This is a genomic window from Brevundimonas sp. NIBR10 (genome assembly GCF_027912515.1).
In the GTDB taxonomy this organism is placed as follows: Bacteria; Pseudomonadota; Alphaproteobacteria; order Caulobacterales; family Caulobacteraceae; genus Brevundimonas.
Genome location: NZ_CP115464.1, coordinates 3,488,700 through 3,513,215, shown reverse-complemented (window position 1 = coordinate 3,513,215; position 24,516 = coordinate 3,488,700). Strand labels below are relative to the sequence as shown.

Sequence of the window (24,516 nt, the reverse complement as noted above, 5' to 3'; positions counted from 1 at the left end):
GAATACTCAGGCCTTGATCCGCACGGTGTCGCCCGCGCGGACCTTCAGGGCGTCGGCGGTTTCGGCCGAGAGGGTGGCGGTTTCGCCGTCCAGCGAAGCGCGCTGGCGGACGGCGCGGAACGCCTCGACGCGGTCGGTGGAGATCAGCGACGGCAGTTCGGCCTCGACCTCTGGGGCGACGGCGACGGTCATGCGGCGGGCGTCGCGGACGGTGCGGATATGGTCGCGGGGGCAACTGACGGTCGGACCGGCGTCGAAGATGTCGACGAGGCCGTTGGGGCGGAAGCCCTCGCTCTCCAGCAGGGCCATGGCCGGGACGCCCTGCGGATGGACCTTGCCGATCACGGCGCGGGCGGCTTCCGGCAACAGGTTCACATAGATGGGGTGACGGGGGGCGAGGTCGAGGATGAATTGCTTGTCGGTGGAGCCGGTCATCATGTCGGCCTGATCGAACTCCATCGGAAAGAATTTGTGGGCCACATGGTCCCAGAAGGGGCAGGCCCCGTCGGGGGTGAAGACGCCGCGCAGCTCGGCCAGGACGGTCTCGGCGAACAGTTCGGGCTCGGCGCCGATCAGCATGTAGCGCGACTGGGACAGCAGGCGTCCGGCGCCGCCCTTGCGACGGTCGGCCTTGAGGAACAGGGAGCCGACCTCGGACCAGCCGGTGCATTCGTTGACCAGGACCAGGGTCTGGTGCTCGATCTTGATGTCCAGCGAGGGCGAGGACGAGGCGTTGTTGACGACGCGGTAGGAGAAGAAGGGGCGCTTCAGGCCGACCGCCGCCTTGACGCTGCCGATGCCATCGACGTCGCCTGTGTCGCTCTCCTCGAGCATCAATGTGTACCAGCGCTCCTGGGGCGGGAGGCTGCCGGTGAAGCTGTCGCGGCTGAGGTCCAGGCGTTCGGTCAGTTGGTCCGGGTCTTCGGGCAGGCTGGTGAAGCCGGGGCCCGACAGGATGGCGAGCTCCAGCAGATGGTCGAGGTCGGCGGGGCCGGCGGGGCGGACGACGAGCATCTACATCGTCTCCAGACGCAGGCGCTTCAGTTCGTGGGCGTCGATCTCGCCGGTGGCCAGTTTGCACAGGATCAGGGCCGAGAGCTGGGCGCGTTCGACGAAGCTGTCGGGCCAGGCGAACTCCTGGTCCGAGTGGATGTCGCCGCCCCGGACGCCGAGGGTGTCGATGTTGGGCAGGCCTGCGGCGTGCAGGTTGTTGCCCTCGCAGACGCCGCCAGAGGGCGTCCAGGCGATGGGCTGGCCGAGCAGGGCACCGGTCTGGCGGACGGCCTCGAACAGGGCGGTTTGCGACGCATCCATGGGTTTTGGCGCACGGGTCATGCCGCCGTGCAGGTCCAGCGTCAGGCCCTCGAACGGCGGCGAGGCGACGATCTCGGCGACGGCGTCGGTGATCCAGGCGGCGGATTGCGCATCGGGGACGCGGACGTTGAAGCGGACCACGGCATTGTCGGCGACGACGTTGAGGGCCCCTCCGCCGCTGATCTTGGCGACATTGATGGTGACGCCGTCGCGGCGGCCGTTCAGGGCATGCAGGGCTGAGGCGATGATGGCGGCGCCGGCTATGGCGTTGGCCCCTTCATGGAAGGCGCGGCCGGCGTGGGCGGCGCGGCCGGCGACGATCAGGTGGTAGTTGCCGCTGCCCTTGCGGGCCCCCGCCATGGTGCCGTCGGCCAGGGCGGGCTCATAGGTCATGCCGACGTGACCCGCCGCGCCGAGCTGGGCCAGCAGGGGGGCGGAGGCGGGGGAGCCGATCTCCTCGTCGGGGCTGAGCAGGACGGTCCAGCCGAGATTGGCGCGGTCGGGGTGGGTCTCGAAGGCTTTCAGAGCCGCCAGCAGGACCGAGATGCCGCCTTTCATGTCGGCGACGCCGGGACCGTTCAGGGCGCCGTCGGGGCGCGCCCGGACCGACTGGAACCGGCTGTCGGCGGGGAAGACGGTGTCGTAGTGGCCGGTCAGGACGACCTGGATCGGCGCGTCGGGCCGGGCGGTGATCTTCAGGGCGTCGGCGTGGGCGATGGTCTGCACCGCGCCGTCGTCGCCGACGGTGGTGGAGCCTTGCGTCGGGATGCGGACGACCTCGGCGGGCAGGCGGCGCGCCTCGGTGTCGAGCAGGTCCAGCATGGCGTTCAGGCCGTCAATGTTTCGACTGCCGGAGTTGACCTGGGCCCAGTCGAGGGTCCGGCCCACGATCGTCGCTTCCCTGGCCGCGACATGGTCGAGGACGGCCTGATCGGGCTGGAGAATCCGCATCGCCGGACCCTAGCGAGGTCGGCTGGAAAGGTGAAGGGACAGCGATCGGAGGATGCAGATCCGGGCTTTACTCGCCGTCACGCGATGTTAAGGTCGCTTTACATTCTTGGAGAGGAAGCGATGACCCACCTGTTGCCCAACGCCCCTGTGGCGACCGAAGCCCAGGCCGAAAAGGCCGCCCGTGCCAGCGCCATCTCGATCATCATCGGGGTGATCGTCGGCATCATCGGCGCTGTCTGGCTGGCCACCCAGCCCCAGATCGCCGAACAGGCCATCGCGGCCGCCGAGGCCCAGACTCCGGGTGCCGGCGCGATGGTCGAGGCGACCATGCAGGGCACCGTCTGGTTCACCTATGCCCTGATCGTGGTTCAGGCGGTCTTTGCCTTTATCCAGTGGCGCTCGCCCAAGAAGTGGATCGCCTTCCTGTTCCTGGCCATGCTGGCCCTGGGTCTGGTCAGCGTGGCGGTGTCGCCCTTCGCGGCGTCCCTGAGCCCCGGAACGCCGGTCACGCCGATGTGGCAGATCGCGCTGTCGGGCGCCGTCATGGTGGTCCAAATTCTGCTTCACGTCACGGGCCTCAAGGGCATCGCGGCCCTGGACAGGCTTCAGATGGACGCCGCGCGCTGAGCGTGTCGGTCACGATCTATCACAAGCCGACGTGCAGCACATCGCGCGCGGCCCTCGCTCTGTTGAAGGAGCGAGGGCTGTCGCCGTTGGTGGTCGATTACGTGAAGGTCGGCTGGGACGTTGCGACGCTGGAGCGGCTGGGGGTCGCGACCGGTGGTGGCGTGCGCGGCCTGTTGCGGACCAAGGAGGAGGGGGCCAGGGCGCTGCTGGCGTCCGGGGCGGATGATGCCGCGATCGTAGCGGCGATGATCGCCGAGCCGGTACTGGTCGAGCGGCCGATCGTGGAGACGGGCAAGGGTGTCCGGATCGGGAGGCCGGTGGAGAGGGTGCTGGAGGTTCTATGAGCGAAGACGTCTTCGCCGACTTCATCGCCAAATGGACCCATCCCGACTATCCGCCTCAGCGGGTGGTCGGTGATTGGCGTGTTGATGTCGAGACGAAGTTGGGCGTCAACCTGCCTGATGACCTGGTTCAGTCTCTCACCAAGAAGGGCTGTCCCGGCTTAACTGTCGCCCTCTTACACAGCATCGTCGAAGGCGATCGGGACATGGCAGATGTCAGCGACTTTCTGACGCCGGAGGAAATGATCTCTGTCACCCTCGACTGGCGTGAGCTCGGGATGGATCCGATGCTCGCGGCCTTTGCGACTGACTGCAGCGGAAATCTGTTCGGCGTACGAAGCGGCCAGACGGCTATCTGGCTTTGGGATCACGACACCGGGGAGACACGTCAGGTCGCGGAATCGTTCGAGACCTGGATTGCCGCGTTCAATGCTATTCCCTGGGTCGATCCCTTCGAGGGCGACGACACAGATTAGGGCGTCGCACGGTTCGCAGGCGGCTCCCTCGGCGGCCGCGTTGAGCGCCGCCAGCGGATCGAGAGCGTCGCTTCGCCCGTGCCGCCGAATTTGGAGCTGACGGTCAGGTTCCGGCGGACCTGCCATTCGAGGTTCACGGCCGCGCCGCCCTCGCCCCCGCCGATGATTTCCAGATAGACATTGTTGGTGATGTAGCGGCCGCCCGCGACGGTCAGGGCCGAGGCCTCGCCGCCGAAGGACAGCCGGTCCAGCCCGGCCAGTTCGCGCAGGTTGCCGATCACGTCGAAGCCCCCACCGCCGGCCAGGGACGCGACCCCGGCCGCCAGCTGGGCCGCCTCGAACGGCGACAGCTGGGAGGCCGAGCGGCCGAACAGGACCTGGGCCAGGATCTCGTCCTGGGGCAGTTGCGGCGTCGAGGTCAGGGCGATCTCGGGCGCGGCCGCGGTGCCGGTAACGCGGATGGTGGCGGTCAGGGCCGGATCCTCGCGCACCGCCGACAGGTTCAGGCGGATTCTGGCCGGATCGGTCGACAGGGACACCGTGCCCCGGTCGTCGAAGACGAAGCGCTTGCCGGCGAACTCATAGTCGCCGCGCACGATGCGGGCGCTGCCGGTCAGGTTGGGCTGGGCGATGGTGCCGGTGACCTGGGCGTTGACGCCCAGCACGACGTTCAGGCCCCGGCCGACGACCCGGACATTGCCGCCGACCGAACGCAGGCCGATGTCGAGGTTGAACTGGGGCCCGCGCTGGCGCTGGACTTGCTGGTCCTCGGTCTCGTCGCCGCCGGGCTTGTTGATCTCGATGACGTCCATGCGGACGACGCCGTTGGAGCCGGGGGGGTTGGCCTCGATCCGGGCCTCGTCGATGTTCATCTGACCGGCCAGGCGGATGTTGCCGCCCTCGGAGCGGACGACCGTTATGGGGCCCGAGGCGCGGGCCTCGGCGATGTCGTTGTCGATGATGCGGAAGCGGTTGAGGTTGAGCTCGAAGCTGGAGCCAGACCCTTCGCGCAGGCCGATGCGGCCGTCGCCCGACACCGTGCCGCCGGACCCGTCGTTGGCGCTGAAGGTCTCGACCAGGGCGGTGGTGTCGTCGAAACGTCCGGCCAGGGTCATGGCGTTGAGCGTGACGCCGGTGGCGTTGTCGCGGAACGACCCCTGGGCCACGTCCATCCGGCCGTTGATGCGCGGTGCGGCCATGGTGCCGGCGATGGTGGCGTCCAGGTCGACCTGGCCCGCCAGCGAGCGCTCGCCACCCAGGAACAGGTCCCAGATGGGCTGGATCTGGCCGTGCAGGTCGATCTTGCCGGACATGGGCCGGGTGCGGACGATGGCGAGGCGGAAGGGGGCGGCCGAGGCCTCGACCGGCAGGCTGAGGTCGGCGCTGGCACGCACGGCGGTGTCGTCGTGGGCCTGCGCCTGGATGCGCAGGACGCTGTCGTTCAGGGTGGCGTTGACGGTGCCGTCCACCGCCAGACCGCGCGGGGCGTCGAGGCTGCGGACCTGGGCCAGGGCCATGTCGGCCGAGCCGGACAGGCTGGCCCCCGCGCCGCGCAAGGCGATCTTTCCGGTGACCGAGCCGCGCAGATCGGGGGCGATGGAGCCCAGTTCCACGGCGGACAGGTCGGCGTTCAGGACCACCGCCTCGGCCGTCTGGAGCAGTTCGCCTTGCAGCACACCGCCGCCGATGCCGAGGTCGAACCGGGCGGCGTGACCGTCGGCGGTCAGGGTGACGACGGCAGGATTGCGGGTCAGGAAAGCGATCTCTCGCACCCGTCCACCGCCGCGCAGGGTCACGGCCTGGCCCACGTCGTTGCGCGAATAGACCCCGCCGCCGTTGAACTGCACCGGCGTTGCACCGCCCACGTCCATGGACAGGGTGAAGGGCAGGTTCGAAAGGGTGCCGCGTCCGTTCAGGTCGAGCGTCCGGACCGTCCAGGTGGTGCCGGCCAGCCGGGCGTTTCGGGCGGTGACGTCCAGGATGGCGGTGTCGTTTCCGGCCCCTTCGGCCAGGCGTACCCGGCCCTCGGCGCTGCCCGAGGTGATGAAGGCACCGGGCCGGGCGCTGAAGGTCAGGTCGGCGCTGGAGGGGACATTGTTCGACAGGGCGATCGCGCCTTGGGCCACCACGCCACCGGCGTTCAGATCGACATCGGTCAGCCGGATGGCGGGGCCGCCGAGGAAGAAATTCCCCGAGGCCGTGGCGGGGCCGTAGTTGGAACCTGCGGCGAGGGTGATCCGGCCGTCCGAGGCGTCGGTGCCCTTTCGGAAGCTCAGGATCATGTGGGTGTTCAGCAAAGTCAGGGGCCCGGCAGCGACCTTGTCGAAGTCGGCGGTCAGGTCAATGCGGGGCTGGGCCAGGGTGCCGGTCAGGGCGCCTTCGCCGGTCATGGCCCCGTCGATGGTGACCGGGCCGACGCCGAACGGACCGCGCGCATTCCAGTCGAGCGCAAGCCGCAGCGATCCGTCGAAACCCATCAGACCCCTGGCGTTGGCCGTACCCGACGCGCCCGTGACCGTCGCCGAGTTCACCTCGATCCGGTTGTTCTGCATCAGGCCGGCGAACTGCAGGCGGGGCGTGGGGCCTAGCAGGCGGTCGGTCTCGGCCTGGCCCGTGACGATACGGGTGCCGCGCCCGTCGAAGGTCAGGTCCCAGGGCATGCCCCGGGGCGGTGCGCGGGCGGTGACGACACCGCCGACTTCACCCCGGGCCCCAGGCCAGATCTTGCCGAAGTCGGTGATACGGGCGTTGCCACGGAAACCCAGACCGCCGAGCAGGTTGCGGGAGCCCGAACCCTGGAAGCTCAGGGCCAGACCTTGCAGGTCCAGTTTCTCGAACAGGAAGACGCCGTCCTTGAGCAGGGCGGTCTCGGCCCTGATGCGAGGGGTGGAGCCCAGAAGGGCGCCGATCAACCCCTCGGTGACGCCGCCGGTGACCTGGGCGTCGGTATCAATGTCGTAGCGACCGGCGGCGGCGCGCACGTTCAGGGGGCCGGCGATCCGGGCGGAGCGATAGCTGATGAGGTCGGTGTTCTGCAGATCGACGCGGCCGTCGAGCGCCCATGTCGAGGCGTCGCCGGTGAAGACCCCGCTCCAGGCGGCCGGGCCCGCCAGTCTGAACTTGATCAACCGGCTCAGCGACGGGGTCGAGACCTCGACCTTCACGCCGTCAGGGGCGGAGCGGTCGGAAAGGTCGATCAGCCCTTGGGCGCTCGACGTCAGGTTCTCGGCCATCAGCCGCCAGGCGACGCCCTGGACGTCCTTGCGGTTGGCATCCGGCACGGCGGCGAAGCCGAAGCGGGCGGTGCGGCCGATACGCTCGACGAAGGGCTCCAGCAGGTCCGAGCCGCTGAAGTCGGCATAGCCGCTGATCCGCGAACCCGCCTTGCCGTAGTGGCCCTTGATGGTCAGGGGGGTGAAGCTGCCGGTGCGGACCACGGCATCGACGATCTCGCCATTGACCAGGGCGGCGGCGGTGAATTGCTGGTCCGGTGAATAGCCGAGGGCCCCGGCGATGGGTCCGCCTTGCGCCTCGTTGGCCCGGAGGTTCAGCCGGGTGTCCTCGATCTTCGCGCCGAGGGTGGCGTCGATGCGCAGGAAATCGCCCGGCCGGTTCAGGCTGTAGGCATTGACGGTCGCCTGTTTGGCGCCCGAGCGCGGGACCTCGGCCGAGCCGGTCAGACGCCAGCGGCCGTATTCCTTGGAGAAGCCCTCCAGCAGTTCGACGTTGGCCGCGAACTTGTCGATGTCGACCGAGATGGGCATGGGCTGGGGAGGCTTGCCGTCCGGCGGATCGAGTTCGGGGCGGCGGACCAGGCGGATCGTGCGGGCACTGATGTCGGTGGCGTGGAAGCGGCGCGCGATCAGGGCCGGATAGGACCAGTCGACCCGGACGTCGGCCGCCTCGAGCCAGACGCCCTTCTGGTCGGTGATGGTCAGGCGGCGGATGGTGAAGTCGTCGAACAGGTCGCCGGTGACGCCCTCGACGTTGATGCGGCCATAGCGGCTGATCTTCTTGCCGGCGATGAAGGAGGTGACCAGGCCGCGCCCGGAGTCGGACAGCAGATACATCCGGCCGCCGACCAGCAGCACCAGGACCAGAACGGCCAGAACGGCCGCCGTGATCCCGCCTATGAAGGCAGCGAGCTGCAGCCGGGTGCGACGGCGTTTCTCGACCGTGGCGGGCGTCTCGGTTTCAGGTTCTGGCGCGGTCGGGTCGGTCAAAACGCCTGGCCGATGCTGATGTAGACCTGGAAGGTCGGATCGCCCTCGCGCGGGCTGATGGGGAAGGCGATGTCGGCGCGGACGGGACCGAACGGCAGCTTGTAGCGGGCCCCGACGCCCACGGCGTAGCGCATGTTCGACAGGTCCGGGGCTTCGTCGAAGCCGATCGCGCCGGCATCGACGAAGGCCACGGCGCCGAAGCTCTGGCCGATGTCGCGACGCACCTCCAGCGAGGTCTCGAACAGGGATATCCCGCCGCGCGGCGTGTTGTCGGGCAGGCGGGGACCGACGTCCTGATAGCCGTAGCCGCGCACGGACCCGCCGCCGCCGGAATAGAACAGGCGATCGGCCGGCACCGTCAGCTCGTCCCCGCCCAGGATGGACCCCAGCCGGATGCGCCCGGCCAGCACGGTGCGGTCCATCACGGGGCGATACAAGGTGGCCTGGGTTTCCGTCCGCAGGAACAGCACCGTGTCGTCACCGGCCACAGCCGTCGGCTGGACGTTCAGGGTGAAGCGGTAGCCCGCCGTCGGGTTCAGCGGGTCGTTGGAGCGATCCAGATAGGCTCCGGCGCGTCCCGTCAGGATGGCCAGGTCGCGGTTCATGCGGATCGGCGCGAGGGTGACCGGGTCGAAGCGGCTCTCGTCATACTGACCGACGTCCAGGCCGACGCCATAGCTGATCCAGGAGGTCTTGCCGATCCGCTGCTGGAGGTCGGCGGACACCGTCGCGGCGAGGCGGCTGTAGGCGTCGGTGTTCTCGTTCACCAGGGCGGTGGTCAGCTTCAGCGTCTGGGCCGGCCGGCGCCAGTGGGGCAGGGAGAGGTCGACGCCCAGACGGCTGTCGATCGTGGCGATCCGGGCCTGCCAGCGCAGGGTGTCGGCGCGGCCGAAGCGGTTGTACCAGGTCGAGATCGCCTCGACGGCCGAGCCGCCGGTGACCGAAGTCGTCGCGCCGGTCGTCACCGTCGCCTGGGCGGTGGACAGGGTGATCCCGGCCTCGAGCACACGCCTCGGCCGATCGGCGAGGGTGACGACGACGGGGCGGTTGCCGGCCGGATTGGTCTGGTCCGCCGGGGCCAGGGCGACGCCGACGGTGTCATAGACTCCGGTGTCCAGCAGGCGGCGTTCCAGTTCCGCGACCTTGTCCGGATCGAACCGGTCGCCCTCTGCCCAGGGAGCGAGGCCCGCGACCCAGTTCTGGCGTGTCCGACCCTCGGTCTCGAGTCTGATTCCGTCCAGCCGGACCATCGGACCGGAGACGACGCGATAGGTAGGCTGAACGGTGAAGGCGGCATGGTCGACGACCACCCTGCGGGGCTGGGTCGCCGCATCGGCATAGCCCCGGCGGGTCAGACCCGCGACGATCCGGCCCTCGCCCGCGATGACGTCGACGGCGCGGCCGGGATCGCCGGGCGTCAGGCCGACCTCGGCGGCGGCCGCGGCGGCCGCCCCCCGTTCCGGCTCGGGTGCGATCCATTCGATGGCCGGCGGGCCGAGCAGGAAGCGCCGGCCGGGGATGACCGAGACGATCGCGACCGGATTCTCGTCGCCCTCGACCACATCATCCAGCGTCGGCTGGTAGTAGCCTTCGGAGCGCAGCAGGGCCTCGGCGGCCTCGACCGCGGAGCGGGCGCGTCGGCGGGCCTCGAAACGGTTGGTAGGCGCGCCGTCGGCCTCGCCCACGGCACGGACAAGCTGGGCCCTCAAGGTATCGTCCAGGTCACCGCGAATCTGGGCCTTGGGGTCGGCATGGGCCGGAGCCACCATCATCAATAGCGCCAGCGCGACGCCGCCGATCGCAGCCGACTGCGGAGCGCGTGCGACGGTCGCGTTCCAACCGGACTGCGGGGAGGGCCGTGCGATCAATCCCGAACCTTCGTCAACGCGTCACCCAGGTGACGCGTGCGGGTGAAATCACCCCGTCGTGGCACCCATAAGGCACCGGTCTGAGGCGGCGGTCAGTAGAACAGCGTCTCGCTCTCGGGTTTGACCGTTTCTTCGGAAGCCCGCTGGTCGGCGGGCAGGGTCGAGGTGTCCGTCGCCGAGGGCGGTGGCGTGGTCGGCACCGGGGTCTCGACCGGCGGCGGAACCGGAGCCTCCATGGGCGGCGGCGCGGTCTCTTCCTGAGCAGGACGAGGCTCATCGCAGCCGGCGAGGGCGACGGTGCCGAAGGCGAGAGCCAGAACGAGTCTTTTGATCATCGATGTCTTCCCCGGAACTTCGCGATAATGCGCCCCGGACAGAGCCGTTCCATAGCGGTGATCGGCCGTCCAAGGCAACGAATCCTTGGTGTTTGGCTCGTACAACAGTGCGATGCGAAGCGAGGCCCCATGACGACTTCCGGATACGCCATGGCCGCACAGGTGCGCGCCCGCGAGCTGGGCTCCCGGCTGGCGCTCGCCGCCTTCATCGGTTTCGTGGGCTGGATCCTGGCCCCGTCGATCTGGCCGGCCGTCTGGATCGTCGTCGTTCTGGCCAGCCAGGGTGCGGACTGGTGGCTCTGTCGAGACCTCCGGCGCGCGCCGGAGCAGGTACCGTCGCCGGCCTACAAGATCGCCTGCTGCGTGATGGCGTCGCTCAATGTCGTCGTCTACTCCGGGATGACCGGCTATCTGTGGTTCTACGGCGGCGAGGAAGGTCGCATCTTTGCGATGATCCAGGCCGCCGGCGGCTTGCTGCACGTCAGCCTGCACATGCACCACACGCGCGCCCTGCTGCTGTCGGCTGTCATTCCCCACGCCCTGTATTTCGTCGGCCTGCCCGTCGCGACGGCCATTCTGGAGCGGCGCCCGGCCGAACTGCTGATCACGGTCGGCGGCCTGCTCTACATGAGCCATCTGGTCGTCGCGGTCCGCCAGAGTTCGGCGACCACCTCGGGCCTCCAGGCCGCCAATGCCGAGGCCCGCGAGGCCCGGCACAAGGCCGATGCCGCCAGCGCCGCCAAGTCCGACTTCCTCGCCGTCGTCAGCCACGAAATCCGCACGCCCATGAATGCGGTGATCTCGGCGGCCAACCTGTTGCGCCGGACCCGGCTGGACGCCGAACAGCGCGAGCATGTGATGATGCTGATCGATGCGGGCGACGTTCTGGTCGGACTGCTCAATGACGTGCTCGACTTTTCCAAGATCGAGGCCGGCAAGATGCATCTGGAGCAGGCCCCGATGGACGTAAGGGCGCGGCTGACGTCGCTTCAACGGCTGTGGGAACCCAAGGCCGAGGCGGGCGGCGTCACCTTACGATTCGACATCGCCGACGACACGCCTGACGGCGTGGTGACCGATGCCCTGCGCTTCCAGCAGATCCTGTTCAACCTGCTGTCCAATGCCCTGAAGTTCACCCGCGAAGGGGAGGTGACGGTGAGCGTCGCGTGGGACGCGCCGAACGCGGCCCTGATCCTGGCCGTCGCCGACACCGGCTGCGGCATCCCCGAAGACCGACTGGCCCATATCTTCGACAGTTTCGAGCAGGCCGACGTCGGCACGACGCGACGCTACGGCGGCACCGGCCTTGGGCTGGCCATCAGCCGTCGCCTCGCCGAGATGATGGGCGGTGACCTGACGGTGACCAGCGTGGTCGGCCAGGGCTCGACCTTTACCGTGCGCCTGCCGGCCGAGGCCGTCGTCATGGCCCCGGCCCAGGACAAGGCCCGTCGGGTCGCCGACGCGGGGGCCCTGCGCGGCCGTCAGGTGCTGGCGGCCGACGATCATGCGGTGAACCGTCGTATCCTCAGCCTGCTGCTTGAACCGCACGGCTGCGTGCTGACCCTGGTCGAGAACGGGGCCGAGGCCGTCGCCATCTGTCAGACCCAGGTGTTCGACGCCATCCTGATGGATATGCAGATGCCGGTCATGGACGGGCTTGAGGCCTCGCGCGGGATCCGCAGCAGCGGCGTGAACCGCGACACGCCCCTGATCGCCCTGACCGCCAACGCCATGGACGTCCATCGCGCCGCCTGGGACGAGGTCGGGGCCCAGGCCTTCCTGACCAAGCCGATCGACCCCGTCCTGCTGGCCCGGACCCTGGCGGAGGCCTGCACGCCGGCTGTCGAGACCGACGAACTGGTACAGGCCGCCTGATCCGGTCTTGACCCGGCGGCCGCGATCGAACAGAAGGCCCACCCGATAGTGCGCGTCCTTAGCTCAGTTGGTTAGAGCATCTGACTTTTAATCAGAGGGTCCTCGGTTCGAGCCCGAGAGGACGTACCATCGGCTGTTCGCCTTCCTCGATTTCAGCCAGCTGGCTGAGGATCTGTGCCGGCATCTGGTCGCCCACCATCCTTTGCAGGAATGGGGTCCGGTCGAAGATCAGGTCCCGCAACGGCCGTAAGGGCCCGGGCAGATGGTGGAACATCCGGCCGACCTTGTACGCAAGTTGCGACACATAGGCCGTATGGGGTTTGCGCCGATCTTCGTAGGCTTGCAGGGCACCATGGACCGCCTCGGTGTCATGGATATCGATCGCGCCCAGTTCCCGGGCCAGAAAATAGCCGTCCTCGATCGACATGCCGGCGCCGTAGGCCGCGTAGGGTGACGTCGGGTGGGCGGCGTCGCCGACCAGGGTCGCACGGCCCCTGGACCATTGCCTGATCGGCGGGCGATCGCGGATTTCCCATCGCTGCATGTTTTCGACCGGCGTCCGGTCGATCAGTTCCCGGACGAGCGGCGAGAACTCAACGGCGCGCTTCTGGCAGAAGCCGAGGAGGTCGACCAGAACCGGGTCCCTGTCCCTGAACGCTTCCAGCACCCACCATTCAAAGCCCCACTGGCCCTCATGACGGATCGGGGTGTAGCTGACCTGGGTCGTGCGGTTGTGCGAGATCACACCTTCGCCCGATGCTCCGCGCTCATCGTAGAGCCAGCCGCCGACCAGATGGAGAAACTGCCGTCGGATGGGGGCGTCGCCCCACAGCGACTTCCGGACAGATGAATTGATGCCGTCTGCGCCGATCACGAGGTCGGCGACGACCGGGTCGCGACCTTCAAAGGTCAGTTTCACCGTCTCGCCCAGATCCTCCAGACCCGTCAGGTTGTGGTTCAGCCGGAGGACGCCCTCGGGCAAGGCCGCCAGCATGCGCTGATAGAGACCCCACCGAAGCAGGCCGATGAAGCCGCCGCCATACTCTTCCTCGACCTCGGCCGGTAGCCTCACGTCGGCGCGCATCCGGCCTTTGGCGTTGGCGAAGATCGTGTGGCAGGGGGCCCCGAGGTCGGTCGTATCGACACCGATGATCTTCAGAACTTTCTGGGGCGGCGGCCACAGGTTGAGGATGTTTCCGGCCGCCTTGACCTCGGCAAACCGCTCATAGATCGAAACCTCGAACCCCTGACGGATCAGGGCGAGGGCTGCTGCCATGCCCCCCGGACCCGCCCCGATGACCGCAATACGCCCTCTGGATTCCGCCATATCCATCCCTTTGCAGTTGTTAATCACTGATCAATTAATCGCTGATTAAACGAGTGGGCGAGGCTTGTCACTCCCCCACTTCGCGGGCAATGACGGACCCATGGACACCGGTAGTTCCGATGCAGCGACGCAGAATTCCAGCGGCGAGGATTCAAAGCGCGATCTGTTGCGTTGCGGGCTCGACCATCTGCGAACGGCGGGCCACGCCTCGATTTCGGTCAGGGCGCTGGCGATTTGCGCGAACCTGTCGCCCGGCGCGCCGTACTACCATTTCGGGACTCGCCGTGGCCTGCTCTGCGCCCTTGCCCTCGAAGGTTTCCGGCAAATCAATGGTGCCGCCGCTACGATCGTCCGTGACGGCGCTGCCGATCCGAGACGTGTGCTCGCCGACCTTGCTCGCAGCTTCATCGCCTTCAGCCTTGAGAACCCTCATCTGTTCGAGCTGATGTACGAGAGCGAGCTGACGCATCCAGTCGATCCCGCGCTCGGCCCGGCTTTCCGCCAGGCCTTCGACATCGTGGTGGGTGCCGTCGCTTCCGCACGGGGGGAGCCTGAAGGCGAGCAGAACGTGGTGAGGGCGGTTTCTTTCTGGACGTCGATCTTCGGGCTGGCGCGGTTGTTGCGGTTCGAACTCCTTGATCCATTCTTCGATCGTGGCTCGCTGGATCTCCAGACGCTGATGATCGAGGAAGCCGTCGCGAGCGTGCTGCGCGCCCCGGGCTAGCTGACCCAGGCCGGGCACAGCGACGCGATCCCGCCCCCATCTTGCGTTTGACTGAGAGGGTCGGAGCCCCGACTGTCGTCGAAGACGACGGACGGAACGTGAGCCATGCAGGCGTTTGATTTCAACTATGGACCCCGGCTTCATCTGGGGGCGGGCGGATGCGGCCGGCTGGCCGATCTGGTGCCGGAGGGGGCTGTGCTGCTCGTCACAGATGCCGGTGTGCGTCGGCTGGGGCTGTGTGATCAGGCGGTCCGGGCGCTGGAAGGTGCAGGGCGGACGGTCATCATCTTCGACGCGGTCGAGGCCGATCCGTCGGCGGCGACGGTGCTGGCGGCGGTCGAGGCGGGGCGTTCGGCCGGGGTCGGTTCGGTGGTCGGTCTGGGCGGGGGCAGTCCGATGGATGTGGCCAAGCTGGTCGCCTATCTGATCGGCTCGGGCGATGCGCTGGAGACCATATACGGCGTCGATCAGGCCCGGGGGCGACGGCTTCCGCTGGTGCTGATCCCGACGACGGCGGGGACCGGGTCCGAGGCCACGGCCGTGGCCATCGTCACGGTCGGCGGGGCGGAGAAGAAGGGGGTGGTGTCCGCCGCCCTCTATGCCGATTGGGCCATTCTCGATGCCGAGCTGACCGTGGGGCTGCCTGCGCACATCACTGCGGCGACCGGCGTGGACGCCATGGTCCACGCGATCGAGGCCTTTACCTCGGCGCGTCTCAAGAACCCGATGTCCGACCTGATGGCGCGGCAGGCGCTGGATCTTCTGAGCCGCAACCTGTTGACAGTGGTCAGGAACGGGCAGGACCGGGCCGCGCGCGGGGCGATGCTGCTGGGGGCGCATCTGGCGGGGGTGGCGTTCGCCAATGCGCCGGTGGCGGGGGTTCACGCCCTGGCCTATCCGCTGGGTGGGCATTTCCACGTGCCGCACGGCCTGTCGAACGCCCTGATGCTGCCGCACGTGCTGGGGCACAACATGGCGGCGGCACTGGATCACTATGCGGAACTGGCCGAGATCGTGTCGCCGGCGCTGGCCGGGCGTTCGCGCGAAGCCAGGGGGCAGGGGCTGATCGAGGCGCTGACGACGATGTGCGCCGAATGCGGCCTGCCCGACCGGCTGTCGATGGTGGGGGTGGCGGAGAGCGACCTCGATCTGCTGGCGGCCGAGGCGATGAAGCAGCAGCGGTTGCTGGTCAACAACCCCGTGCCGATCGATCAGGATCAGGCACGGGCGCTGTATGCGGCCGCCCTGTGAGACCTACCGCGTCAGCCTCACGGTGACGCCCACGGTGCGCGGGGCACCGAGGAAGGCGCCCAGGGTTCCCGTCTGGAACGGCGCGCCGAACGCCACCTGAGAATAGGTTTCGTCCGACAGGTTGCGGCCCCAGAGTTCCACGGACCAGTCGGCCGCCGCATCGCTGATCGCCAGCGAGCCGTTGGTCAGCCAGTAGGCCTGTTGCACCTTCTCCGGGGCCAGGTCCGAACCCGTGTTGTAGGCCGACGAATATTTGGTCGCGAGGGTGGCGCGGGCTGTAAGGTTGCCTCCGATCGAGCGTCCGTAGACGCCGGAGAGGGTGCTGGACCACAGGGGTGCAAAAGACAGCCGCGAACCGGCCAGCAGGGGCAGGCCCGCGACGGGCTGATCGCCGTATTCGGTCTGGGCATAGACCACCCCGCCTTGCAGGCTGAGGCCCTCGACGGGGCGGGCCGTCCACTCCAGTTCGGCGCCTTTGGCGGTCACCTCGGGGATCGAGCGGACGAGGAAGGTCGTGCCGAGGAAGGTGTTGAGCTGAAAATCCTCATAGCGCTGGTGGAAGGCGCTGACGGCGACGGATACCCGGCCGTCCTGTCCGGTGGCGCGCAGACCGGCTTCGGCGGCGTTGACGGTTTCCGGGGCGAAGGCAGTGGAGGCGTCGGGGACCAGCCCGGTCTGGGCCCGGTCGAGGTTGTAGCCCGCGCTCTTTCGACCGCGCGACCATGAGGCATAGGTCAGCACATCGTTGGCCAGTCGGTATTCGATGCGGCCCACACCGGACCAGCCGGCGTCGGTCTGGCTTTCCTTCGCGACCCGCCCGTTGAAGGCGGGATTGGCCCAGGGCAGGCACAGGGTCGCACTGGTGATGCCGCGCGCCAGAGCCGCCGCGCAGGCCGCGCCGCCGTCGGTGTTGACGTACCGGGCCTCAAGATCCTTGCCGACGCTGGAGTATCTCAGGCCCAGGGTCAGGCCGAGCCGGTCGGTCGCCTGCCAGGTGGTCTGGCCGAACAGGGCGGCGGTGTCGGCGGTCTGGTCGTAGGTGTCCTTCTGGCCCTGGCCCGCGACGAAGCTGCGGCCGACGGGCAGGCCGGTCAGGGTCGAGACATGGCCTGCGAGCCCAACCGGGTTGGCCGCCGAACGGGTCAGGACGCGGCCGAGGTAGTCCTCATAGGCCGTGCCGTACTGGAAGGCGTCGCGGCGGTGCAGGGTCTCGCGCGCCAGATACAGGCCCACGGTGTAGTCGATCGGGCCGCGGGCACCCGTCAGGCGGGCTTCGTGGCTGAGGGTGTCGAAGCGGTTGGACCAACTGCCGTCGTCGGGCCGCACGGCGATATCGGCCGAGGTGAAGTCCCAGTCCTGGCTGAGCCGCGCGTCCCAGCGGCGGGCCGAGGTCGTGGTCTCGGCCCGGCCGAACCGGGTGTCGATCCGGTTGTGGATGGCCAGGCCACCGTCCTCGATCCGGGTATGGGTGGCGCGGTTGGCATAGCCGATGCGTGCCTCGGGGTCGGGCGTCGTATCGACGCCGCCATCGGGGCTCAGCAGGGCCAGGATGCCCGCGGTCGGGCCGGTCCTCAGTTGCACGCCGATGCAGCAATATTCATCACGGTGGGCATAGTCGGCGACGAGACGCACCTGGACCCGGTCGGCGGGAGTCCAGAGCAGTTGAGCGCGGGCGGTCTCATAGGCTTCGGTCTGATCGTCGGTACGGGTGCGCGGACCGGCCCCCGTGCGGACCTCATAGAAGCCGTCGCGACGCCGGGCCGAGAGGTACAGCCGCCCGGCCAGACGATCCTCGATCAGGGGGCCGGTCAGGGACAGGGAGCCGCCGTAGGCACCGTGGTTGCCGAGGGTGGCCTCGGCTGTCGCCGACGGGCTGAAGCGGGGCAGGGCGGTCACGACATTGATCAGCCCGGCGGTGGTGTTCTGGCCGAACAGGGTCGATTGCGGGCCACGGAGCACCTCGATCCGCTCCACCTCGCCGAGGTCGCCAAGGGCCACGCCGTTGCGGGCGCGGAAGACGCCATCCACGACCACGCCGACCGAGCTCTCCAGACCCGGGTTGTCGCCGACCGTGCCGACGCCCCGGATGCGGGCCGTGGTGAAGGTCTGGTTCGAGGTCGAGGCGACCAGCAGGCCGGTGGCCAGGATGGCCAGATCCTTGATGTCGGTGACCCCTGCGCCGGCCAGCAGGGGCTGGGCCGCGACGGTCACGGACAGGGGGGTGCGACCCAGGCTGCGGTCACGCCGTTCGGCGGTGACGACGACGTCGGCGACGGCCGAGGCGGAGGGGGTCTGGGCGTCGGCGGGTGCGGTGAACACGGCAGGCGCGGCGAGGATGGCGACTGAGACCGTGAGGGAGATTTGTCTACTCATGAGTAGCTTTTGGCGATGCTCGCGCACCGCCGTCAAGCCGAATATCGACTAATCAACGATCATCTAAGCGATTCTACCTGTGATAATCCAACTCTTCAGTAGGAAACCGATGTCATGGCGCGACCTCATAGGCCGAGACGTGGTTGAGGGCGATGACCCAGCGGCCGTCGATCTTGCGGAACAGGCGGGTGTTGATTCCCTCCATCGGACGTTCCGGCCGGTCGAGGCGATAGTGGCCGATCAGCTGGGCGGCGTCGGGGCTGAGGAACTCCACCGTCATGTCGTAGAAGGTCAGGGTGCCCCGGCTGTCGGGCGTGGGGCCGTAGTTGCGGATGTAGTCGTCCAGCGCCCCCTGCCAGCCGTTCTTGATCCGCCCGCCCGAGACGAAGATCACGTCCGGGTTCTTGAAACCCTGCATATAGCCCGCGTAGTCGCCGCGGTTCCAGGCGGCCTGCATGGTCGCGATCGTGTCGAGAATGGCGGTGCGCTCGGCCGCCTCGTCGAAAGGAGCCGGGGCCGTCTGGGCCGAGGCGGGCAGGGTCCAGGCTCCGAGCAGGAGGATCAGGACGGCGAGCAGGCGGATCATGTCGGGCCTCAGTTCGAGGTGTGGCGGGCGTGGAAGTCGCGGCGGAAGGCCTCGAAGCGGCCGTGCTGGATCGCCTCGCGCATCGCCGCCGTCAGGGCCTGGAAGAAGGCGATGTTGTGCCAGCTGAGCAGGGTCTTGCCGAGAATCTCGTCGGCGCGGATCAGGTGGTGCAGATAGGCCTTTGAATACCGCGACGAAGGCCCGTCGATGGTGGGGTCGAGCGGATCCTGATCCTCGGCGAAGCGGGCGTTCTTGAGGTTCATGGGGCCGTCCCAGGTCCAGGCCTGGCCGTGGCGACCGGCGCGGGTGGGCAGGACGCAGTCGAACATGTCGACGCCGCGCCACACCGCCTCGACCAGGTCGATCGGCTTGCCGACCCCCATCAGATAGCGGGGTCGGTCGGCGGGCAGCATCTCGGGGGCGTAGTCGAGGACCTCGCACATCGCCTGATGGCCCTCGCCGACGGCCAGGCCGCCGATGGCGTAGCCGTCGAAGCCGATTTCCTGAAGCTGGTCCGAGGACTGGCGGCGCAGGTCCTCGAAGGTGGAGCCTTGCTGGATGCAGAACAGGGCCTGGGTCTCGCGCGTGCCGAACGCGGCCTTGGAGCGGGCGCCCCAGCGGATGCTGAGCTCCATGGCGGCCTTGGCGGCGGGCTTCTCGGCCGGGTAGGCGACGCATTGATCCAGCTGCATCGAGATGTCGGCGCCGATGCGGTCGGCCTGGATCTTGATCGAGCGTTCTGGGGACAGGACGTGTTTGGAGCCGTCGATATGGCTGGCGAAGGTGACGGCGTCCTCCTTGACCTTGGAGATGCCGGCCAGGGACATGACCTGGAAGCCGCCGCTGTCGGTCAGGATAGGCTTGTCCCAGCCCATGAATTTGTGAAGGCCGCCCAGCCGCTCCATCCGCTCGGGGCCGGGGCGGAGCATCAGGTGATAGGTGTTGCCCAGGAGGATGTCGGCGCCGGTCGCCCTGACCTGTTCGACCGTCATCGCCTTGACCGTGGCGGCGGTGCCGACGGGCATGAAGGCGGGCGTGCGGATGTCGCCGCGCGGGGTCCTGAGGACGCCGGTGCGGGCGCGGCCCTCGGTGGCGGAGATGTCGAAGGGGAAGGGCATAGGCGCGTGGCCATAGACCCTTACCGCCGCCGCGTCACGAGATCAGCGACGCGCCCGTGGCTTTCGGCGGTCTCGGTAGCAAGTTGCGCCATGCCATGACGATCAAGGTCCCGATCGCCGACATCGCGGCGTTGATGACCAGGCCGAAGATGAGCAGGAAAACCAGCACACCCAAGGCCCCGGCCGGCGACGTCGCGGGGACTCCGTTCATATTGAACAGGCCGGGTGACAGAACGGCCAGCAGGATGCCGAGCAGGCTCATCGCGACTTGAAAGCTGCCTGCGACCAGGAAGGTGACGAGGAACAGATCCCCGAACGGCGCGGTGCGAAGGAAGGCCATTAAAACTCCGAGTTCACCGTCCTCGGAATAGCAGCGATCCGTCGCCGTAGGAATAGAAGCGATATCCGTCGGCGATGGCGTGGGCGTAGGCGGCCTTCATCGTGTCCAGACCGGCGAACGCCGAGACCAGCATGAACAGGGTCGATTTCGGCAGGTGGAAGTTCGTCATCAGGACGTCGGCGGCGCGGAAGGCGTAGCCGGGCGTGATGAAGATCGCCGTGTCGCCGTGGAAGGGCTGGATCAGGCCCTCGGGCGTCGTGGCAGATTCCAGCAGGCGCAACGAGGTGGTGCCGACACAGACGATGCGGCCGCCGGCGGCACGCACGGCGTTCAGGGCGGCGGCTGTCTCGGCGGAGACCTCGCCCCATTCGGAATGCATCCTGTGGTCGGCGGTGTCGTCGGCCTTGACCGGGAGGAAGGTGCCGGCCCCGACATGCAGCGTCACCGCATGGGTCGAGACGCCGGCCGCGCGAACGGCTTCGAGCAGGGCGGGGGTGAAGTGCAGGCCCGCCGTGGGAGCGGCGACGGAACCGTCGTGTTCGGCGAAGACGGTCTGATAGTCCGTCAGGTCGCGGTCGTCCTCGGGGCGTTTGGCCGCGATATAAGGGGGCAGGGGCATGACCCCCACGGCGCGGATGGCGTCGTCCAGCGCAGGGCCTGCGACGTCGAAGGTCAGGGTGACAAGGCCGTCGTCGGACTTGTCGGTGACGGTGGCGGTCAGGGCCTGGAAGACGATCCGGTCGCCCGCCTTCAGCCGCTTGCCCGGCTTCATGAAGGCGGACCAGACAGCGGGGCCGTCGCGGTGATGCAGGGTGGCCTCGACGGCGACGGTCAGGGTTTCGCCCTCCGGTCCGATCCGCTCGCGGACGCCGGACAGGCGGGCTGGGATCACGCGGGTGTCGTTGAACACCAGGGCGTCGCCGGGACGCAGGAAGTCGGGCAGGTCGCGGATCGTGTGGTCGGAGAGGTTTCCATCCTGAACCACCAGCAGGCGAGCGGAATCGCGCGGCTCTGCGGGCCGCAGGGCGATGCGGTCTTCGGGCAGATCGAAATCGAAATCGGCGGTCTTCATGAGGCGGGGCAAAGGACACGCCGGCAGCGGGGGGTCAAGTCGGCCCGTCGGTCCTTGATAGCGTCTTCAAGGGCGACCGGTTGTCGCCGGGCACCTAGCGTACCGGGGTGGTCAGGCCGAGGCGGCCGTCCGTCGGAGCTTGTTGCATGTTCGGCCGGGGGCCGAACCGCTTACGGATCCAGTGGCGGCCGGGGGTCTCGACGGCGAGGTGCATGGCGACGGCCGCGATCAGGGCGGCGGTGAACACACCGGCCAATTCGGGAAGGCCCATCACGAAGCCGCTGTCGATGCCGCGAAGCTCCGACGCCAGGCTCTTCCAGGCGATGAGGACCGGCATGTGGACGATATAGAGGGCGAACGACGCCTCGCCCGCGAACACCAGGGGGCGCCACGCGAGCACGCCTTCGCACCCGGCCTTGGCCAGCAGCGACCAGGCCAGGATGACCGGCGCGGCCAGAGCCACGATAATCCGGTCGTCCAGGCTGAGGTGCATGGCGGTCAGCAGGACGACGGTCGAGACGACGGAGGCGGTGAGCGCCAGCGCCCGCGTCGCGCGGATGCGGCCGCCGATGCCGTACAGGGCCATGCCGATCAGGAACTCGGGTGCGACGCGGGCGATGCCCATGACGTCCTCTGCGCGCGGCAGAACCTTTCCGAACGCCTGACGATAGAAGGCGTCCAGCAGCATAAAGCCCGCCACGCCGACGACCAGCAGCACAAAGGGCCTTCGCCGAAGTTTGAGCGCGATCGCGGCGAACAGCGGAAAGGTCAGATAGGCGAACCATTCCGCCGACAGCGACCAGGTGGGGCCGTTCCAGTTGATGCCGACATCGGTCGGGAACCAGGCGTGAACGAGGAAAACCGCTTCGAGGAAGCCCTGGGCCGAATAGGTCCGGGCCTCGTAGGCGACGCCCAGCACGGTGGCGACGGTCACCATGACCAGGGTGGCGCCCAGGACGACGAGATGCAGCGGATAGAGCCGGGCGATCCGGGCGACGATGAACTGGCGGTAGCTGAAGGTTCCGGCGGCAAAGCCGGGTCCATAGACATGGGCCATGATGAAGCCGGACAGCATGAAGAAGGCGTCCACGGCCAGACGGCTGCGTTCGATAACGGCGCTGTAGCCCAGGGCGTGATCGGTCTGGAGCTGGAAATGGAACAGCACCACGCCGACCGCCAGGAAGATGCGCAGGCTGGTCAGGGCCCGAAGATCCGGGGGATAGGGGTGGCTGACGGCGTGAGTATTCGACAGAGACACGGCGTCTTCTTTCGGGAGAACAAGGGTGAACCGGTCAAGCCCCTGCAAGCGCCTGGCCAGAAGCGTGGCGGCTTTCGGGCACCGTATTTCACGGCCGACACAAAGGTGGTTTCAGGCTTTTGAGCCCGCAGCGGCCTGATCAGCAGGTCGACGGCGTTGATCTGACCGGTCGTTCAGAGGCCGAGACGCGATCGTCCCAAGGCGCGCGCCGCCACCGCCCCCGAAACGGTGGCGCTTGAGGGCATCCGGACTTCGCCGCAGACGATCTTTGCCGCGAAATCCCAGGTCTGTTCAGGTCGGATTGGGGTCTCGGCTTCGGCTGGAAATGACGCGATCCATTGCCCTGTCGCCGTGAAAGCATCGGCGCTCAGCATACGCCATGTACGGGTCCCGCAGTCGATCTCGCCTGCGATGACCTCCTGATCCCTGATGCCGCGAGATGTCGCTGCGCCTTCTGCGTAGACCCTGTAGATGGCCAGGCGCACGCGTTCGCCGGTGCGCGAAATCGAATTCTCGACAATGAAGTTTGCTGACGCGCCGTTGCCAGCGAACAAGGTGTAGGAGCCTCCCGGCAGGGTCGGGGATTGTGCATGGGTGGCGGTCGCCGAAAGGACCAGGGTGAGCGCCGTCAAAGGGCCAGTGTGCAGGTTTCGCCATGTCGGGGTCATGCGGAGGGCTCCTTTCCGATAGGGCCATCGTAGGACTCACATTGAACATCTGTCGATGCGTCGGTTGATTATCGTCGGCCGTCGGGCCAAACCCGCGCCATGTTGCAGAACCTCGAAACCCTGGCGCGTGACGCCAAGTCATGGCCGTTTGAACAGGCCCGCAATCTGCTGACGCATGTGCTGAAGAAGCGGCTGGCGGCGGGGGATGTGGCGACGGCCCGGGCGCTGATCGACGCCGGCAAGGCGGACGAGGCGTTGGCGGCGTTTCCGGACTTGCAGCGGCCGGTGGTCCTGGAGACGGGGTATGGGCCATCGGGCCTGCCGCACATGGGGACGTTCGGCGAGGTGGCGCGGACGACGATGGTGCGCAATGCCTTTCGGGCCCTGACCGGGGATCACTGGCCGACGCGGCTGGTGGCGTTCAGCGACGACATGGACGGGCTGCGCAAGGTGCCGGAGGGCATCCCGAACCCCGAGATGCTGGCCGAGGACCTGCACAAGCCGCTGACCGTGGTGCGCGATCCGTTCGGGACCCATGACAGTTTCGGGGCGCACAATAATGCGCGGCTGAGGGCGTTCCTGGACGGGTTCGGCTTCGACTATGAGTTCATGTCGTCGACGCAGACGTATCGGTCGGGGCGGTTCGATGCGGTGCTGCTGACCCTGCTGGCGCGGTTCGACGCGGTGCAGGCGATCATGCTGCCGACGCTGGGCGAGGAACGCCGCGCGACCTATTCGCCCTTCCTGCCGGTCAGCCCGGCGACGGGGCATGTGTTGCAGGTGCCGACGCTGAGCCGCGACGTCGAGGCTGGGACGATCACCTTCGACGACCCGGCAGCGGGGAAGACGACGGTGCCCGTCATTGGCGGCCATGTGAAGCTGCAATGGAAGCCGGACTGGGCCATGCGCTGGGTCGCGCTGGACGTCGATTACGAGATGTCGGGCAAGGACCTGATCGAGAGCGTGCGGGAGTCGTCCAAGGTCTGTCGCGCCTTGGGTGGGACGCCGCCGGAAGGGTTCAACTACGAACTGTTCCTGGACGTCGAAGGCAAGAAGATTTCCAAGTCCAAGGGCAACGGCCTGACCATGGAGCAGTGGCTGCGCTACGGCACGCCTGAATCCCTGAGCTGGTACATGTTCCAGTCGCCCAAGTCGGCCAAGAGCCTGCATTTCAACGTCATTCCGCGCGCCATCGACGACTATCTGGCGGCGATCGAGGCCTACAAGACCCAGGAGCCGGCCAAGCGGATCGACAATGCCGTCTGGTCGATCCATGCCGGCGAGCCGCCGACGCACACCTCGCCGGTGTCGTTCGCCCTGCTGCTGAACCTGGTCGGCGTGGCCAATGCCTCGTCCAAGGCGCAGCTGTGGGCCTATTTCGCGAAATACCTGCCCGAGGCGACGCCCGAGAACGAGCCGCTACTGGATCAGCTGATGGAGCGGGCGCTGAACTATTACGAGGACTTCGTGAGGCCCTCGAAGTCGTATCGCCTGCCCGACGACAAGGAGAAGGCCGCGTTGCTGGATCTGGCGGGGCGGCTGAAGGCCTTGCCGGCCGACACCACGGACGGCGAGCTGATCCAGGGCGAGGTCTATGCGGTGGGCAAGGAGCACGGGTTCGAGCCGCTGCGCGGCTGGTTCGGGGCGCTGTATGAGGTGCTGCTGGGCGCGTCGCAGGGGCCGAGGTTCGGCTCGTTCGCGGCGATCTATGGCCTGTCGCAGACCGTTCAGCTGATCGAGGCCGGTGCCCAGGGAGAGCTTGCCAGCCAAGCGTGACTGTGACGGAAAT

20 protein-coding genes and 1 tRNA gene are annotated in these 24,516 nt (G+C 68.0%); 8 read left to right on the top strand and 13 right to left on the bottom strand.

Translation table 11 applies throughout. The features are described from left to right. Window positions 1-6 precede the first annotated feature (6 nt). Both O5K39_RS17125 and O5K39_RS17120 read right to left on the bottom strand, forming a co-directional pair. Window positions 7-1,014, bottom strand: coding sequence for an arginine N-succinyltransferase (locus tag O5K39_RS17125; protein ID WP_271144807.1), 1,008 nt, complete (start codon window positions 1,012-1,014; stop codon window positions 7-9). Continuing rightward, entirely contained in the window at window positions 1,015-2,265 is a 1,251-nt protein-coding gene (locus tag O5K39_RS17120) for a hydrolase (RefSeq protein WP_271144806.1), read from the bottom strand. 120 nt (window positions 2,266-2,385) lie between these two features. Here O5K39_RS17120 and O5K39_RS17115 point away from each other — a divergent pair, with 120 nt between their 5' ends. From O5K39_RS17115 to O5K39_RS17105, 3 genes are read left to right on the top strand one after another with little or no spacing between them, the layout of a single operon-like run. Then, window positions 2,386-2,892: a hypothetical protein gene (locus O5K39_RS17115; protein WP_271144805.1), complete on the top strand. Its 507-nt coding sequence runs from the start codon at window positions 2,386-2,388 to the stop codon at window positions 2,890-2,892. Next, window positions 2,781-3,236 (top strand): arsenate reductase family protein, encoded by a 456-nt coding sequence (locus O5K39_RS17110; protein WP_348637116.1) that lies wholly within the window; start codon window positions 2,781-2,783, stop codon window positions 3,234-3,236. Before O5K39_RS17115 ends, O5K39_RS17110 begins: the two co-directional genes overlap by 112 nt. Then, a complete protein-coding gene (locus O5K39_RS17105; protein WP_271144803.1) occupies window positions 3,233-3,709 on the top strand; it encodes an SMI1/KNR4 family protein in 477 nt (158 codons plus the stop codon). Before O5K39_RS17110 ends, O5K39_RS17105 begins: the two co-directional genes overlap by 4 nt. On the opposite strand, the gene O5K39_RS17100 is transcribed toward O5K39_RS17105, so the two are convergent. From O5K39_RS17100 to O5K39_RS17090, 3 genes are all read right to left on the bottom strand, one after another. Beyond that, window positions 3,706-7,932: a translocation/assembly module TamB domain-containing protein gene (locus O5K39_RS17100; RefSeq protein ID WP_271144802.1), complete on the bottom strand. Its 4,227-nt coding sequence runs from the start codon at window positions 7,930-7,932 to the stop codon at window positions 3,706-3,708. The genes O5K39_RS17105 and O5K39_RS17100 overlap by 4 nt on opposite strands. Then, window positions 7,929-9,704 (bottom strand): autotransporter assembly complex family protein, encoded by a 1,776-nt coding sequence (locus O5K39_RS17095; protein ID WP_271147185.1) that lies wholly within the window; start codon window positions 9,702-9,704, stop codon window positions 7,929-7,931. Before O5K39_RS17095 ends, O5K39_RS17100 begins: the two co-directional genes overlap by 4 nt. 188 nt (window positions 9,705-9,892) lie before the next feature. Then, entirely contained in the window at window positions 9,893-10,135 is a 243-nt protein-coding gene (locus tag O5K39_RS17090; RefSeq protein ID WP_271144801.1) for a hypothetical protein, read from the bottom strand. Window positions 10,136-10,264: 129 nt separating this feature from the next. Between O5K39_RS17090 and O5K39_RS17085 the strand changes: the two genes are divergently transcribed. Next, the gene (locus tag O5K39_RS17085) at window positions 10,265-12,010 is read left to right on the top strand and encodes an ATP-binding protein (protein WP_271144800.1); all 1,746 of its coding nucleotides are present in this window, start codon (window positions 10,265-10,267) and stop codon (window positions 12,008-12,010) included. Window positions 12,011-12,062: 52 nt separating this feature from the next. Then, window positions 12,063-12,139, top strand: a tRNA-Lys gene (locus O5K39_RS17080). Here O5K39_RS17080 and O5K39_RS17075 read toward each other — a convergent pair. Next, window positions 12,102-13,337: an NAD(P)/FAD-dependent oxidoreductase gene (locus O5K39_RS17075; protein WP_271144799.1), complete on the bottom strand. Its 1,236-nt coding sequence runs from the start codon at window positions 13,335-13,337 to the stop codon at window positions 12,102-12,104. The genes O5K39_RS17080 and O5K39_RS17075 overlap by 38 nt on opposite strands. 100 nt (window positions 13,338-13,437) lie before the next feature. On the opposite strand from O5K39_RS17075, the gene O5K39_RS17070 reads away from it, so the two are divergent. Together O5K39_RS17070 and O5K39_RS17065 are read left to right on the top strand one after the other, a co-directional pair. Beyond that, window positions 13,438-14,061, top strand: a complete 624-nt coding sequence (locus tag O5K39_RS17070; protein WP_271144798.1) for a TetR-like C-terminal domain-containing protein — start codon at window positions 13,438-13,440, stop codon at window positions 14,059-14,061. Between the two features lie 105 nt (window positions 14,062-14,166). After that, window positions 14,167-15,312 (top strand): iron-containing alcohol dehydrogenase, encoded by a 1,146-nt coding sequence (locus O5K39_RS17065; protein WP_271144797.1) that lies wholly within the window; start codon window positions 14,167-14,169, stop codon window positions 15,310-15,312. 3 nt (window positions 15,313-15,315) lie between these two features. Here O5K39_RS17065 and O5K39_RS17060 read toward each other — a convergent pair whose 3' ends face one another. The 7 genes from O5K39_RS17060 to O5K39_RS17030 form a co-directional block, all read right to left on the bottom strand. Beyond that, window positions 15,316-17,685, bottom strand: coding sequence for a TonB-dependent receptor (locus O5K39_RS17060; protein WP_271144796.1), 2,370 nt, complete (start codon window positions 17,683-17,685; stop codon window positions 15,316-15,318). Between the two features lie 112 nt (window positions 17,686-17,797). After that, window positions 17,798-18,271: a nuclear transport factor 2 family protein gene (locus tag O5K39_RS17055; protein WP_271144795.1), complete on the bottom strand. Its 474-nt coding sequence runs from the start codon at window positions 18,269-18,271 to the stop codon at window positions 17,798-17,800. 8 nt (window positions 18,272-18,279) lie between these two features. Continuing rightward, entirely contained in the window at window positions 18,280-19,389 is a 1,110-nt protein-coding gene (gene tgt, locus O5K39_RS17050; RefSeq protein WP_271144794.1) for a tRNA guanosine(34) transglycosylase Tgt, read from the bottom strand. A gap of 34 nt (window positions 19,390-19,423) precedes the next feature. Next, a complete protein-coding gene (locus tag O5K39_RS17045; protein WP_271144793.1) occupies window positions 19,424-19,729 on the bottom strand; it encodes a hypothetical protein in 306 nt (101 codons plus the stop codon). Window positions 19,730-19,742: 13 nt separating this feature from the next. After that, entirely contained in the window at window positions 19,743-20,801 is a 1,059-nt protein-coding gene (queA, locus tag O5K39_RS17040; protein WP_271144792.1) for a tRNA preQ1(34) S-adenosylmethionine ribosyltransferase-isomerase QueA, read from the bottom strand. 94 nt (window positions 20,802-20,895) lie between these two features. Then, a complete protein-coding gene (locus tag O5K39_RS17035) occupies window positions 20,896-22,059 on the bottom strand; it encodes an acyltransferase (protein WP_271144791.1) in 1,164 nt (387 codons plus the stop codon). Between the two features lie 173 nt (window positions 22,060-22,232). Next, the gene (locus O5K39_RS17030) at window positions 22,233-22,727 is read right to left on the bottom strand and encodes a surface-adhesin E family protein (protein ID WP_271144790.1); all 495 of its coding nucleotides are present in this window, start codon (window positions 22,725-22,727) and stop codon (window positions 22,233-22,235) included. A gap of 99 nt (window positions 22,728-22,826) precedes the next feature. On the opposite strand from O5K39_RS17030, the gene O5K39_RS17025 reads away from it, so the two are divergent. Continuing rightward, the gene (locus tag O5K39_RS17025; protein ID WP_271144789.1) at window positions 22,827-24,503 is read left to right on the top strand and encodes a lysine--tRNA ligase; all 1,677 of its coding nucleotides are present in this window, start codon (window positions 22,827-22,829) and stop codon (window positions 24,501-24,503) included. Window positions 24,504-24,516: the final 13 nt, after the last annotated feature.